The 14,945-nt window shown below is 52.2% G+C and carries 11 protein-coding genes; 3 read left to right on the top strand and 8 right to left on the bottom strand.

The window, feature by feature from the left end; translation table 11 throughout:
- The first annotated feature begins 34 nt into the window (after positions 1–34).
- Positions 35–316 carry a hypothetical protein gene (locus tag K7H08_RS06065; RefSeq protein WP_038486583.1) on the top strand — a complete coding sequence of 94 codons (282 nt, stop codon included), beginning with the start codon at positions 35–37 and terminating at the stop codon, positions 314–316.
- Positions 317–414: 98 nt separating this feature from the next.
- Here K7H08_RS06065 and K7H08_RS06060 read toward each other — a convergent pair whose 3' ends face one another.
- Together K7H08_RS06060 and rlmKL are read right to left on the bottom strand one after the other, a co-directional pair.
- On the bottom strand, positions 415–750 hold the full coding sequence (locus tag K7H08_RS06060) for a glutaredoxin family protein (protein ID WP_231657464.1): 336 nt from the start codon (positions 748–750) through the stop codon (positions 415–417).
- Between the two features lie 19 nt (positions 751–769).
- Complete coding sequence (gene rlmKL, locus K7H08_RS06055) at positions 770–2,992, bottom strand: bifunctional 23S rRNA (guanine(2069)-N(7))-methyltransferase RlmK/23S rRNA (guanine(2445)-N(2))-methyltransferase RlmL (protein ID WP_231657463.1); 2,223 nt, start codon at positions 2,990–2,992, stop codon at positions 770–772.
- A gap of 342 nt (positions 2,993–3,334) precedes the next feature.
- On the opposite strand from rlmKL, the gene rmf reads away from it, so the two are divergent.
- On the top strand, positions 3,335–3,544 hold the full coding sequence (rmf, locus tag K7H08_RS06050; protein WP_009722578.1) for a ribosome modulation factor: 210 nt from the start codon (positions 3,335–3,337) through the stop codon (positions 3,542–3,544).
- A gap of 71 nt (positions 3,545–3,615) precedes the next feature.
- Here the strand turns inward: rmf and K7H08_RS06045 are convergent, their stop codons facing one another.
- The 5 genes from K7H08_RS06045 to K7H08_RS06025 all read right to left on the bottom strand — a co-directional run bounded on the left by K7H08_RS06045 (position 3,616) and on the right by K7H08_RS06025 (position 12,549).
- Positions 3,616–4,629 carry a quinone-dependent dihydroorotate dehydrogenase gene (locus K7H08_RS06045; RefSeq protein ID WP_231657462.1) on the bottom strand — a complete coding sequence of 338 codons (1,014 nt, stop codon included), beginning with the start codon at positions 4,627–4,629 and terminating at the stop codon, positions 3,616–3,618.
- Between the two features lie 271 nt (positions 4,630–4,900).
- On the bottom strand, positions 4,901–9,724 hold the full coding sequence (locus K7H08_RS06040; protein WP_231657461.1) for an NAD-glutamate dehydrogenase: 4,824 nt from the start codon (positions 9,722–9,724) through the stop codon (positions 4,901–4,903).
- 194 nt (positions 9,725–9,918) lie between these two features.
- Positions 9,919–11,034, bottom strand: coding sequence for a tRNA (uridine(54)-C5)-methyltransferase TrmA (trmA, locus tag K7H08_RS06035; RefSeq protein ID WP_231657460.1), 1,116 nt, complete (start codon positions 11,032–11,034; stop codon positions 9,919–9,921).
- Between the two features lie 58 nt (positions 11,035–11,092).
- A complete protein-coding gene (murI, locus tag K7H08_RS06030; RefSeq protein ID WP_231657459.1) occupies positions 11,093–11,890 on the bottom strand; it encodes a glutamate racemase in 798 nt (265 codons plus the stop codon).
- Between the two features lie 113 nt (positions 11,891–12,003).
- Entirely contained in the window at positions 12,004–12,549 is a 546-nt protein-coding gene (locus tag K7H08_RS06025; RefSeq protein WP_038482554.1) for a hemerythrin domain-containing protein, read from the bottom strand.
- A 254-nt stretch (positions 12,550–12,803) separates the two neighbouring features.
- On the opposite strand from K7H08_RS06025, the gene K7H08_RS06020 reads away from it, so the two are divergent.
- On the top strand, positions 12,804–14,138 hold the full coding sequence (locus tag K7H08_RS06020) for a replication-associated recombination protein A (protein WP_095602351.1): 1,335 nt from the start codon (positions 12,804–12,806) through the stop codon (positions 14,136–14,138).
- A gap of 64 nt (positions 14,139–14,202) precedes the next feature.
- Here K7H08_RS06020 and lolA read toward each other — a convergent pair whose 3' ends face one another.
- Positions 14,203–14,856 (bottom strand): outer membrane lipoprotein chaperone LolA, encoded by a 654-nt coding sequence (lolA, locus tag K7H08_RS06015; protein ID WP_038482548.1) that lies wholly within the window; start codon positions 14,854–14,856, stop codon positions 14,203–14,205.
- Between the last annotated feature and the right edge of the window lie 89 nt (positions 14,857–14,945).

Here is a 14,945-nt window from a genome sequence, read left to right as displayed (position 1 = left end):
CAGGCATGATCAAGAAGCAGTTAAGGAGATGGGTGTGATCGTACGCTGGGAAACCGACCATGACTATGTGTTGGTGCATATTCACCAGGATATGTTTGGCGACTGGATTTTCAGCCGCGCCTGGGGGCAAATCGGCACCCAGTTTGGCGGGCTAAAGCATCAGTTGGCAGATACCCTGGAGCAAGCACAAATGTGGATGGAAGATGAGGCCACTATCCAGGCCTCGCGAGGGTTTCGCAAGGTACTGGAAGCAGCCGATCATACGCCCGAAGGACAGGAAGCCATGCGGCAGTTGTCGCTACTTGATGCACTTTAGGTGCATCGAACTCCATGTTAGCGACAATGATTCAAACCTTAAAGGCTGTTTTAAGAGCGGTTTCAATGACTGTCTCAAGGACTGTCTCAAGGGCTATCTCAACCCAAGTAGCGCCGTCCATTGCGCTGATGCGCGCCAATTGGCGGCGCATTTTCGGACGGTGTGGTAAGTGCCGCCAGCGCAGCCTCATCCAACCAGCCGCGCGCTTGTAACCAAGCGCTCAGCTTATCAAGATCAAAGCCTCGATCCAGCTCTTCCCCATTACCATCCATCAAAACCGGAATGCGTACGCCATAATGCTCCGCTAGCGTATCGTCGTCGCTGATTTCAATGTGATGCAGCGATACCTCTTGGTTCGCCAACGTTACCACCAGCGCTTCTAACTGAGCGCACAAGTGGCAGCCTAACGTTGTATAAATCGACAGCTGAATCATATCCGATCTCTTTGTGCCCTTACGCTTTATGGCGTAGCAAAAACACGTGATGCAGGTTGGTTCGGCGTTGAAAATCCGGATCAAACGTACGCGATGTAATATCTTCCACTGCGTAGCGCTCGCTGAGCCCCTCGTCTAACTTGAAGCGCCGCTGATTGTTCGAGAACACCAGGGTACCGCCGGGCGCAAGACGCGCCATGGCCAGTTCCACCAGCCGCGGATGGTCACGCTGAACATCAAGGGTATCGCGCATTTTCTTGGAGTTAGAAAATGTCGGCGGGTCCATAAAGATCAGGTCAAACTCGGCGTTCGCGGTTTCAAGCCAACGGAAACAGTCATCCCGCACCACACGATGTAGCCTTGGGTCCAGCTTGTTCAGCGCAAAGTTGTCTCTCGCCCACTCAAGGTAGGTATTCGACATATCGACGCTGACGCTGTCGCTTGCACCGCCCAAGGCTGCTTGCACGGTTGCTGTGGCAGTGTAGCAAAACAGGTTTAAGAAGCGCTTCCCGCTAGCCATCTCGTTAAGCAGGCGGCGCACTGGCCGATGATCCAAAAACAAGCCGGTATCCAAGTAGTCACGCAGGTTAACCCACAACCGAGCGTCACCTTCCTGCACTTCAAAGCGTTCACCGCTGGCATCCCGTTTCTGGTACTGGGCACTGCCAGTTTGCCGCTCACGACGCTTTATATACACCTTGCCTGGGTCGACGCCGAGGGCATCTGGCAGCACTTCCAAGGCATCAAACAAGCGCTTTTGCGCCTGAGCGGGGTTGATTGAGCTGGGTGCGGCGTACTCTTGAACGTGCACTCGGTCACCGTAACGATCGACTGCCAACGCATACTCCGGCATATCAGCATCGTAAACACGATAGCAAGTCTCAGCGCTTTTCTTGAGCCACTTTTTCAGACGTTTTTGGTTTTTCGCCAGTCGGTTGGCAAACATTTGGGCATTTTCCGACACAGCAGGCTTGGCACTGGTACTTGTTTGCTGCGCCTCTCCACCATTTTCTGAGACAGAAGAAACGCTGTCACTGCCTGGCATGCTGGCCGTGTGAGTGGCAATTTCCATCAGCAGCAACTTCGCATCCAGAGCACCGTTCTTCAGCGCATACTGCTTGTGAGCACGTAGCCCAAGGCGATGCCCCAAATCGGGGTTACCGGTAAACAGCGCCAGTGTCCAACCGGGAAACAGCGCTTTCGCCTTTTCTCCCAGCTGGGCATACAAACGCACCAACTCAGGCAATTCGCCTAAGCGCTCGCCATAAGGCGGGTTAGTTATCAATAGCCCACGTTCGGCAGTAATAGTCTCTGGCCTGGTTAGCTGACTTAGGCTCTGCCCATGCAAGGTAATTAGCGCAGGAATGCCCGCACGCATGGCGTTAGCTTTCGCTGCTGTCAATGCTGCCGGACTCTGATCAAAGCCCACCAGCGCCGTTTTACAGCGTTTACGGCCTATCGACGCCCGTGCCTCAGCTTCGCGCTTTAACTCTTTCCACAGCGGCTCGTCGTGGCCTGCCCAGCCCTGAAAGCCAAAGCGCTCCCGATTGAGATTGGGCGCTTGGTCGGCAGCCATTAGCGCCGCTTCAATCAGCAACGTGCCTGCACCGCATAGCGGGTCTAACAGCGGCTCACTGGCTTTTGCTCGTTCAGGCCAGCCAGCACGCACTAGCAATGCGGCTGCCAAGTTCTCTTTCAGCGGTGCATGTCCAACATCACGGCGGTAGCCACGGCGGTGCAAACTTTCGCCTGAAAGATCAATTCCCAGACTTAAGTTAGCGCGGTGTAGATGGGCGTAGATGCGCAGATCAGGCGTTTTGGTATCAACATTTGGACGCTCCTGACCTGCTAGCTGCAGCGAATCAACAACGCCATCTTTCACCGTCTGGGCACCAAACCGAGTATGGCGAATGTGGTCGCTGCGGCCATGAAAATCTACCGCCAGCGTTTTGCCTGGCGTTAAATGCTGTGTCCAGGAAAGCCGGGCAACCACGTCACGCACTTGCTCAGCGGTATCAATCATCGGCTCCCGAGCCAACAGCAAAATAATGCGGTTAGCTAGCCGTGACCATAGGCATATGCGATAGGCGGTTGCTAGATTGGCGGAAAAATAAACGCCCGCCACGGTCGTTTTACCTGGCTCGGCTCCTAGCGCTGAAAGCTCATCAGCTAAAAGGCCTTCAATGCCTTTTGGGCAGGTAGCAAGGAGGTTTAGAGGGGCAGTTTGGCTCGACTCAGTCATGTTTATCGCCGCGCGTAAGAGCGCGATATTCCTATATATGGCAAATGAGTTTACGTCTTATGACAATTTGATGGTCGACAAGTGACCCCATAATGAGCTAACAATAAGAGTGTAGCTACTGAAAAACGCATGCGTTGTTTGTCAGGGTTCTATTAGCAACTTGCTTTCAAGACCCCTAATTTGTCGAGTCTGCCGCTTTGCCCGTTCAGCACGTGAGTGCTAGGCACTAGCGTTGAGTGGCGGCTTGCCAAAGTTATCTATCGAAATAGCACTGATGCAAATATAGCATTTTTGCCCAGCGTGCTTTTCTTATCAAAGGCTTTCGTGAAAAGAGGTTAGCCAATGAAACGACAAAAACGTGATCGCTTCCAACGGGCTTATGTTCACGGCTATAAAGCGGGCATTACGGGTCGCTCCCGAGATGACTGCCCCAGTCAAGATGTCAATTTACGCGAATATTGGATGAGTGGTTGGCGTGAAGGTCGCGGTGATCAGTGGGACGGGATGACCGGCGTTTCCGGTATCCATAAAAATCCCATGGTGATGACCTAGTTTTTTTACCTTTTTAAACATGACATTTGGAGTACGGAGCCCGCTGACAAGCGGGCTTTTTTATTACTCAATTATGGCTGCTTCAATGCCTCGGCGCACGCTTTCACTAACCCAGGCCCTTGGTAGATCAACCCTGAATAGAGCTGCACCAAGTCTGCACCAGCGGCAATTTTAGCAGCAGCGGCCTCACCGCTATCAATCCCGCCCACACCTATAATAGGCAGCGTTGGAAGTCGCGCGCGTAACAGGCGAATCACCCTATTCGATGCTTCAAAAACGGGTTTTCCAGAAAGCCCACCCGCCTCTTCTGACTGAGGGTCACTCTTAACAGCATCGCGAGCTATCGTAGTATTTGTCGCAATAACACCATCCAGCGCATTACGAGCAATACTGCCAGCCACCAGGGCGACCTCTTCTTCACTCATATCTGGGGCGATTTTAACCAGTAGCGGTACCTTGCGGCCTAACGCGCTGTCCAGCGCTTGGCTGCGCGAACGAATAGGCCCAAGCAATGCATCCAGCTGCTCGCCGAACTGTAATGTCCGCAGCCCGGGCGTATTAGGCGAGGAAATATTGACCGCAATATAATCAGCCACGCTGTGCACCGCCTCTAAACAAAGCAGGTAATCATCGAGCGCATTTTCCACAGAGGTGGTTAAGTTTTTGCCAATATTGATACCCACAACGCCTCTGTAGTGGCGCTTTTTCACCTGGGCGACAAGGTGCTCAACCCCTTTGTTATTAAATCCAAAGCGGTTAATGATCGCCTCGTGGCCTGCAAGCCGAAACAGGCGTGGCTTCGGGTTGCCTGGCTGCGCTTTGGGCGTCACGGTGCCTACTTCTACAAACCCAAAGCCCAGCGCGCCCAGCGCATCCAAGTGATCGGCATTTTTATCCAGCCCTGCGGCAAGCCCTACCCGATTACTAAAATGCAGCCCCATCAGTTCGACAGGGTCGCTCACAGGCTTACCATATACCCGCTGCACACCACCCACCCGATGCAGAGTATCTAACGCACCCAGCGCCAACCCATGAGACGTTTCTGGGTCGAGTCGAAATAACAGCGAACGAGCGAAGTTATACATCAGCGAGGCTCTCCAGAGCAGTGGGCATAAAGCAGACGAGCGAACACGCTACATGTGGGCAAATAGACGACATAGCGCGCGGCGCGCAGAGTATAGCGTAAATCAAGTTATCTTCGCAGCGCTGAGCGGCGAGAAAGGCAATACCGTGAAAAAGCGATCACAAGAGCGGTATCAAGAACGGTCTCAAGAACCGTTATAAAAAAACCGCGCCCTGATTCAGGGCGCGGTAGGTGGTGTTACTTATCGAGCAAGTCGATAGCTAGCTTGCGACTTACGCTTCGCTATCACTTTCAGCAAGGTCGACCAGTTCACGTACGGCGACGGCAAACAGTGCAAAACCACCTTCACTGCCACCGCGCACCTCGTCAATCAGATGGCACCAGCGGCGGTGTAGCTCGGCGTGCTGCTCAAGCCACTGAGCCACACGCTCTTGAGTGTCACGACTACCCGCTTCCAGCTTCAGAACACTGGTCGTTAGTGCCAGTTGCTGGCGATCAATATCGTCACGGAAGGTTTCTCGCGCTTGCGCTTGCCACGCATCACGCACTTCCAGCTGGGTCACCTGCTGGATAATCCAAGGTAGCTCTAGACGGCTGCCAATTTCGTAGAACACTTCGGCCACACGCTGAGGCTTCTCATTGGTGACCCGTGCTGCGTGAATAATGCCCAAACCTGCATAGAGACTAGGCGATGCAGCCACCGTAGAGGCTAGCGCTTCTGGCACACCTGCTTCTAGCAGCTCGTCGCAACGCTTACGCCATGTCGCCTTCTCTTCTCCGCTGAGCAGTTCACCAATCCCTTCTTGCAGTTGAGCAAGGCGAGGTCCGAAGTACTCAATTGTATCTTGGGTCGACAATCCCAAATGCTGACGCAGGAACCAGCGCGTCGCGCGGCGAATCATGCGCATCAGGTCGAGCATCATTGAGTACTGCACACGGTTCGGCACTTGGTTGTCCAGCGCCTCAATCTGTTCCCACAGTGCCGTCAGGTTAAACGCGTCTCGAGCGACCACGTAAGCACGAGCAATATCAGCTCGACCTGCGCCGGTAGAGTCCATTAGACGACGAACGAAGACGATACCCATGTGGTCAACTAGATCGTTGGCCACTTGGGTGGCAACAATTTCACGCTTCAGACGGTGGTCGTACATCTCGGTCTGGTAGCGTTCCGTCAACACCTCAGGGAACAAGCGTTCTAAATGACGATGAATGTAGGGATCATCCGGCACATCAGAGTTGATCAAATCGCCTTTCAGGGTGCTCTTAGCGTAAGAAATCAGCACCGACAGCTCAGGTAACCGCATGCCCTGATCATGACTGGCGCGCTCTTTAAGCACATCATCGCCAGGCAAGAACTCTAATTCACGATCAATTTGACCGGCTGACTCAAGCTCACTGATAAAGCGACGGTATGGCCCCATGCCTTGGTGAGACAGAATTTCTGACAGATCCAGCGCTTGGGTTTGACGATAGTTATCGAGAATGACTAGGTTAGCAACTTCCTCGGTCATATCTGATAGCAGCTGGTTACGCTGTTTGTCGGTCATGTCACCACGCTTAACCACTTCATCAATCAATATCTTGATATTGACCTCATGGTCAGAGCAGTTAACCCCACCCGCATTATCGATAAAGTCTGTATAAACGCGCACACCTTTAGCGGCCGCTTCCATCCGGCCACGCTGGGTCAAGCCCAAGTTTCCGCCCTCACCAACAACGCGGCAATTCAACTCAGCGCCGTTAATACGCAGCGCGTCGTTGGCTTTGTCGCCCACGTCGGCGTCGGTTTCATCGGAGCTCTTCACATAGGTGCCGATACCACCGTTCCACAACAGATCAATCTTCGCCTTCAGCATGGCGCGGATCAGATCATTGGGTGAAAGGCGCGTTTCTTCGATACCAAACACCTGCTGCATTTCCGGAGTAATCGGAATCGATTTCGCGCTGCGGCTAAAGACACCGCCCCCCTGTGAAATCAGTTCAGCATTGTAGTCTTCCCAACTGGAGCGCGGCAGATTGAACATGCGCTTACGCTCGGCGAAAGCCGCTTCTGCGTCGGGGTTCGGATCGACAAAAATATGCAGGTGGTTAAATGCGCCTACCAGCTGGATTTTATCCGACAGCAGCATGCCGTTGCCGAAAACATCGCCGGCCATATCGCCAATGCCCACTACCGTGAACAAATCTTGTTGGGTATTCACGTCAAGGTTTTTGAAGTGACGCTTGACGGATTCCCAGGCACCACGCGCGGTAATCGCCATTTTCTTATGGTCGTAACCGTTAGCACCGCCAGAAGCAAAGGCATCCCCGAGCCAGTGGCCATACTCTATGGATATCTCATTTGCGATATCCGAGAAAGTTGCGGTTCCTTTATCAGCAGCAACGACAAGGTAGCTATCGTCGCCATCATGGCGTACCACATTTTGCGGTGGCACAACTTCACCACCCACTAGGTTGTCAGTGACATCCAGCAGTGCGCGAATAAATATTTTGTAGCAGGCGATACCTTCTTTCTGCTGGGTTTCACGATCAGCATTTTCTGGCATGCGTTTGCATACGAAACCGCCTTTAGCTCCCACAGGCACGATAACCGCATTTTTCACCTGCTGGGCTTTTACCAGGCCTAACACTTCCGTACGGAAATCTTCGTGGCGATCTGACCAGCGCAAGCCACCGCGAGCGACTTTACCGCCACGCAGGTGAACACCTTCTACGCGGGGTGAACAGACAAAAATCTCAAATGCCGGACGGGGCTTGGGCATGCCCGTAACTTTCGAGGGCTCCAGTTTATAGGAGATGTAATCTTTAAAACGGCCATCATCCGCTTTCTGGTAGTAGTTAGTGCGCAGAGTCGCTTGAATAAGCTCCATAAAGCGACGCAGCAACTGGTCATCATTGAGGCTGGCGACACTTTCCAGATTCTCATTTAAACGAGCAATACAGTCATCTAAGCTGCTTGGCTGATGCTTGGGATCAAAGCGCAACCGGAATAGCTCAACGAGCGCCTGGGTGATTACCGGGTAATTAGCTAGAGTAGCTGCGATGTAATCCTGCGACATACCAAAGCGAATCTGCTTAAGGTAACGGGCATAACCGCGCAGCATGGCGACTTCACGCCAATCAAGGCCAGCACCAATTATCAGACGGTTAAAAGCGTCGTTATCCGCCTCACCGGCCCATATACGCTTAAACGCTTCGCTAAAGGTGTCACGCATTTCGCTTAAATTAACGCCTTCGCGACTATGTTCCAGTTCGAAGTCATGAATCCAGTAACGCTGCTGCGGAGCATTAATGTCATAAGGGCGCTCGCCAATAACGCGCAACCCCAGGTTTTCCATCATCGGTAGCACATCAGACAGCGGGATCTGCGTTTCACGATGGAAAAGCTTTAAGTTCATACCGCCCGCTTGCTCTTCCAGGGGGCGATAAAGTGACAACGAGAGATCGTCACCGCTATCCAGGGTCAGTAGATGCTGAACATCAAACACTGCTGTGCGCGCGTTGAAATCTTCTCGGTAACTGGCCGAGAATGCGTCATGGAAGTTATCCATTTGGTGATTGGCACGCTCTTCACCAAAGCCTTCAATCATCGCTTCCTGAAGCTCATCACGCCAGCTACGTGCCAAACGTGCCACTTTGCTTTCTAAGCGCTTAAGATCGTATTGACTTGGTCCTTCACCATTAAAGCGCAGAATAAGCTGAATACGGGCTAAAACCGACTCTGATAAATAGGTGTTAAAGTCGCCAAAATGAGCGTCTAGTTCATCGCATAGCATCGTTTGTATGCGCTGGCGCAGGTCGGTAGAGAACACATCTCTTGGAACAAAGACTAAGCAAGAGTAGAACTTACCGCTGAGGTCCGCGCGAATAAACAAGCGCACTTGGCGGCGTTCGCGGATATTAAGAATACCGAGCGACGTGCTGGCCAGGGATTCGGTGCTGATCTGGAATAGGTCATCACGCGGATACACTTCCAACACTTGCAACAGCTGTTTACCGTTATGCCCCTGGGGGTTAAACCCGGCAATATCCATCACGGCTTTCAACTTGCGACGCAGTAGCGGAATATTGCGTGGCGATTCGTTATAAACCGTAGATGTGAACAAGCCAAAGAAGCGCCGCTCGCCGATCACATTGCCGTCGTCGTCATAGCGATCAACGGTAATGTAGTCTGGGTACGTGGGGCGATGCACCCGGGAGTGATGCGCGCTTTTAGCAAAAGACAGTAGCTGGGGTACTAACACATAGTCGCCATTCTCATCAACCCCCTCTTCAGTGCGAATACGCTCACGGTAACGCGGCTGATCAAGGCGGAAAACCCCCAGAACACTATTAGGATCGCGCTGCAGCTCTTTGCCTTCCAGCAGGTACTCGTCGTAACCCAGGAAGGTAAAGTTGTCTTTGAGCAGCCACTCTAAAAACGCGATGGCCTCTTCATGATCGTCAGGATCAATTTGCGGGGGGCAGTTTTTCTCTAACTCTTGAATAGCCGACGTGATTTGACCGCACATCTCGTCAAAATCGCTGACTGCGGTTCTAACATCACGTAGCACTTCATGTAACTTATTCTCAATTTTGGTCAGCGATTCAGGATCCGAGTGACGATCCACTTCAATAACCATCAGCGACTCACGCGCCTCAGGCGCATCTTCATCTCTTGGCGAGGCAAGTGCTTTGAGCTGATGCTGACCGTCACGCGCCACGGCAAGCACAGCGTTCTGAATAGCGTGAACCGTCAGTCCGCGACGATTAAGCTCAATCCGTACCGAATCAACCAAAAATGGCATATCTTCGTGCAAAACGGCAACGAAGGTGTGGGTTGACTGCCAGCCATGCTCTTCAAAGTCGGGGTTGAAGATGCGCACCTTGGGATTTTGGGGATCGTGATGCTGTAAAAACTGCCAAATCGACAGTGTGGCCCCATACAAGTCGTCTAAACGCCGGTCAACCAAGTCTTCAACGGGTACCGTGGCGTAGAAGTGGCGAGCAAAGGCTTCGACATCTGCTGCTCGCTCCGGCTCCAGTCGCGCATCCAATCGCTCTTGTAGCTGCTTCAAAAGATCCCGCCGACTCTCTTCAATCGCAACGTAATGCATCCATCACCTCGACTGCCTGGGGCCACAATTTAGGCCAAAAAACGAAGGACAATAGGCCTTTAGGCCACACTATCCACTAGCTTACGCTACCGTTGCTTATCCCCCTAACCATCTGACAGCTTATTCATGGTGTATGCCGCTTATGCATCATAAGCACTATTGACAAGAGCTCTTAAACATTATCGGCAACTTCTCTATTGCCCAGCGCTCTTTCGTGTGAGTAATACACCGCATTCACAATGCTCGGTAAACGGAAACTGATCAAAAAGCGCGAACCGTTCAATATGGTGTGTTTGAGTCAGTATGGTTAAGTTTTCGGCTAGCGTTGCAGGATTGCATGAAATATAGACGATTTGAGCGTATTCGCTGATTTGATGACAACTTTCGGCGTCCAGACCCGCTCTTGGTGGATCGACTAGCACGGTGGAAAACTCATACGCATCCAACGCCATCTCCGCCACTCGGCGACCTGTTTTCTCGCCCTTTAGCGCCAAGGCGAACTCTTCAGCGGACATTCTTGCGACCTGAGCATTGGTTACACCGTTAGCGTCCAGATTGACGTTAGCACTGGCAACCGAGGTGCGGGAAATTTCCGTCGCCAAAACGCGGCGGAAGTTATCCGCTAACGCAATGGTAAAGTTACCGTTACCACAGTAAAGCTCCACCAAGTCTTCACCCTGCCGTCCGGCGGTGGCCTCCCTGGCCCAGCTAAGCATGGTCTGGCAGATATGCGCATTTGGCTGAGTAAAGCTGTTTTCGACCTGTTGATACACCAGTTCACGGCCATCAACGGTTAAGCGCTCCCACACATGATCTCGGGTTAGCACCAAGCGCTGCTTGCGAGAGCGACCAATAATCATGATGCCAAGCGTCTCCTCCAGTGCGCGCGCTTCGGCTTCCCAGGCTTCGCCTAGCGGACGGTGGTAGATCAGCGTTACCAAGGCTTCGCCAGACAACGTGGTTAAAAACTCAACTTGAAATAAGCGCCGACGAAGTTCATCGCTGGCAAGAAACGCTTCTCGCAGACGCGGCATCAGCGCATTGATATGCTCACTAGCGACAGGGAACTGATCCAAACGCACGACACGCTTGTTTTTGGGATTGTGCGAATCGACCTCAAACATGGCGTAGAAGAGGTCATCATCTTCATGCCAAATACGAAATTCGCAGCGTTGCCGATAGTGGCTTGGCGGTGAGGGGTAGACTTCAAGCGTGGGCGTGGTGAACGCTGCAAAGGTTTTCTCCACGTAGGCTTGCTTTTCAGCGAGCTGTTCGGCATAGCGTTCTGGTTCTACAGTGGGGATCGCCAAGGTAGTTCCTCATTTAATTAAAAAAACATCAATAGAAACAAACAACCTAACAGAGGGACTACACCGCGTTAGGAATCGTTAATCGTTGTGGCGCGTGAAAACCAAAGCGTGCCAACCCGCTAGCAAGTTGCGACGCCGATGCTGTCGTGAAGCAACGCCCATCTTGAGCGCTGTTGGCTATGGTCGGTACCACTTGCCCTACCCGACGGGCAATTGCGTCGCCAGAATCCACCCACACCAAGGGTACCGGCGACAACCGGATTAGCTCAGTTTTCAACAGTGGGAAATGGGTACAGCCCAGCACAACCGTATCGAGTGCTGGGTTAGCCTGGGTAGCCTGCCATAAAGGTGTTAGCGCTAGGCTTAATCGCTGCTCGTTAATCGGTATGCCGGATAGCCACGCTTCCGCTTCTGTGACCAGTGCATCTGCCGCCACCCTGGTGACCACACAGTCACTCGCGAAGCTATTAATTAACGTCTGAGTATACGGCCTATTGACGGTCGCCGTTGTGGCGAGCAAGCCAATGTGACGTGTCTGACTACTCAACGCAGCAGGCTTGATAGCAGGCACAGTTCCAACAACCGGAATATCTAAAGTTGCACGCAATCCCTCTAACGCTAGGGTGCTAGCGGTATTACAAGCAACTACCAAGACACTCGCTTGACAGGCATCTACTGCCGCTTTACATACCGAGACAATACGCTGTGAGAGCGTCACATCATCACGTAGGCCATAGGGTAGCCACGCATTATCACAGGCATAACACATTGCCAGATGCGGATAATGCTGGCGAAGCGCATGGGCAACCGAAAGGCCGCCCACACCTGAATCAAACAGTAGTACAGGCCCAGACATCACTGCTTAACCATCCGATACGCGTTGTACATGCCACCCTCCTCAAGCCGCCAATAAAAAACGGGGCGTTAGTTTAACACGCCCCGTTACACCTTGAGTGATCAGCTTGCGCGCTACATTGATGGCACTTCGGCACCACGCAATTCAGCGTAAAGTTCGGGGTACGCTTGCTGTAAACGCTCTAGTTCTTTTTCAGCCCCCTCAGGTAACGCTTGACGAAGCTCCTCCATATCCTCTTCGCTGAAATGCTTATCTATCAACGGGAACAGACCCTCTCTCTCATGACGGAGATAGGCACGGTGTGCATCAAGGTACGCTTTCAACGCCTCTGCAAAGCGATCCATGGGGAGCACGTTATCCATTAGAATCATGTCGATATCATTGGATAAACGGGACAGGCGCGGCTTTAATTTTCGATAGTCACTGGCCATTTGCTCCATCAATGGAAGGTGCTCAGGAGCCTGCTCTTGCAGACGTTCCACGCAAATCTTTTCCAGCGGAGAAGCAAAACCATCCATATAAGACAAAATGTAGTCCACCACCTCACGCATCAACTGGAAGTCGGGCCGTTCACCGCTCACGAGTGTTTTTTGTTTTAGCTGCAACACATGGAGCATTCGCGCCATGTTGGCATGATCTAGACGCAGTTGGTTTAACATCTTGCCGTCTCCTTTGTAAGTGCCTTACCTTTCGCCCATTGCCTACTAGCGCTTAAGCGCATGGCATGAGCTGGGTTCAACTACACTGGTGTTAATCGTTACCATGCGCCTTTGGCATTACCTAGGCAAGCAGGCGCTTATCCGTCGGTTATGCCCAAAGGTAGCCCGACGTAACATTATTTACCACAGACACTTGTTAATCGTTGATTGTTCAACGGCAAGATTTACGATGGAAATTTATAGGGAACGTTTATATGGATCTTTTTGACCGCGCGTCCGTTACCACGAGTGAAGACGCGCCCCTTGCCTACCGTATGCGCCCTCTAACCCTTAACGATTACGTCGGCCAGCAAGCATTAGTGGGGCCTGAAAAACCCCTACGTCGTATGGCAGAGTCCGGTGCCGTGCGCTCAATGATTTTATGGGGGCCGCCCGGTGTGGGGAAAACCACGCTAGCAGAGTTACTAGCACGCGCTTCTGGCGCTCATCTTGAGCATTTAAGTGCCGTCATGGCCGGTGTAAAAGAAATTCGTTTAGCAGTAGAGCGAGCACAGCAACGCACATCACCCACACTTCTATTCTTAGATGAAATCCACCGATTGAACAAGAGTCAACAAGACGCGTTGCTGCCCCATGTGGAGTCCGGCCTGCTAACACTGATCGGCGCAACAACAGAAAACCCCTCTTTTGAGGTCAACTCGGCGCTACTTTCCCGTGCTCGGGTCTATGTACTTAAACCGCTGAGCCATGACGAACTTCTACAGGTGTTATCTCAAGCATTAAACGATGCGGAGCATGGTCTGGGTAAGCGCCGCATCGAGATGGAAGAGGGAGTATTAGAGGCTCTTGCTCATGCCAGTGCAGGCGACGCACGTCGCGCGCTGGGACTACTAGAAACGGCCTGCGATTTTACTGAACAGCATGGTGATAAAGAGGTGCTACACAAAGCGGTGTTAGCCGATGTGGTAGGTCATCAATCAAGCGCCTTTGATAAGCAGGGTGACGCTTATTACGATTTATTATCAGCCGTTCATAAATCAATTCGCTCATCACGTCCTGATTCAGCCCTGCTGTATATAGCACGCTTTTTACAGGGCGGCGGCGACCCGCTTGATATTGTGCGCCGCTTAACGGCGATTGCCTCAGAAGATGTAGGAAATGCTGACCCTCGAGCACTCCCCCTGGTCATTGCTGCCTGGGATGCCTATTTACGTTTAGGCGATTACGAGGGCCAGCGGGCGATCGCCCACGCCGCCATTCATTTAGCGGTTGCTCCAAAAAGTAATCGTATTGATCGTGCCTGGAAGGCTGCACAGCAGTTTGTGCAGCAGCAACCACAGCTGGAAGTTCCCAGCTATCTTCGTAACGCCCCCACCAAACTGATGGAGCAGCTAGGACATGGCCAAGGTTATCGCTACGCGCATAACGAAACCTATGGCTACCCTGCGGGCAGCGCTCATGACTGTTGGCCTGATGATTTACCCAAAACACGATTTTATGAACCGAGCGCCTTTGGTCAGGAGAAACGCTTTGGAGAGATAATGGCGTGGCGGGAACAGCAGGACCTAGAAGCAGATCAGGCACCATAAGGTGCCTGATCTAGTCATCGTGCGACATTATTACGAGAGTGTATTGCTCTTCTCACAACATTTTTTACAGCTCTTCGCGGATAACATCCGTACCTTCAGGAATATCAAAATTGAATAAGCTACGGTCAATACTACCGTTACGGGTAATGTCGCTAAACGTAATCGCAGTACGCTGACCAGTACTGTCCATCATCCACAGTTCCGTTAAGGTCTGATTGTCAAAGACCATGCTTAGCTCTTCAAATAACGTATCCGCTGAGATAGGAATCAGCGTAAATACGTCATCACCGTTCTGCTGCTCATGAAATACGTCATAGCTAGCAGTTAAATCGCTTGCACTGCCTGAAAGCAACAGCGCGGGGGTATGAGTGACCCGGTCATCCATTGCCTGAACAGTGACTTGCTCAAGATCAGGGTCATAGAGATAAACATCATCACCATCCGAGACGACGACTTGCGTATAAGGCGCATCTACTTCCCAACGTAGCATGCCAGGGCGCGAGAGCCACATTTCTCCACGCGCGCTTTGTAAACGCTCACCTCCACCGTCCAAAATTTGCTGTTCAAACGTCGCTTGATAGTTCTCAAGCGGGTCAAGCCGCTCAGTAAGGCGCTCTGCAGCCTCGTTTGCCCACGCAATAGGCGATGCAAAGGCTAACCCTAGCGCACTGGCTGCTAACGCTAACGCTGATGAGCGTCGAGTATGTGTATCGCGCATTATATTCTCCCTAGGCAGTCATTGCCGGATAGCGGACAAGGCAAGGAGCGTTAAGACGATCCGTGTAGCCTCTCAGACGCAAAACGCGC

The sequence above is a fragment of the Halomonas sp. IOP_6 genome (genome assembly GCF_021151565.1).
Classification (GTDB): Bacteria; Pseudomonadota; Gammaproteobacteria; order Pseudomonadales; family Halomonadaceae; genus Vreelandella; species Vreelandella alkaliphila.
Note: the sequence above shows the minus strand (reverse complement) of the source record. Positions and strands in the feature narration are given on the sequence as shown.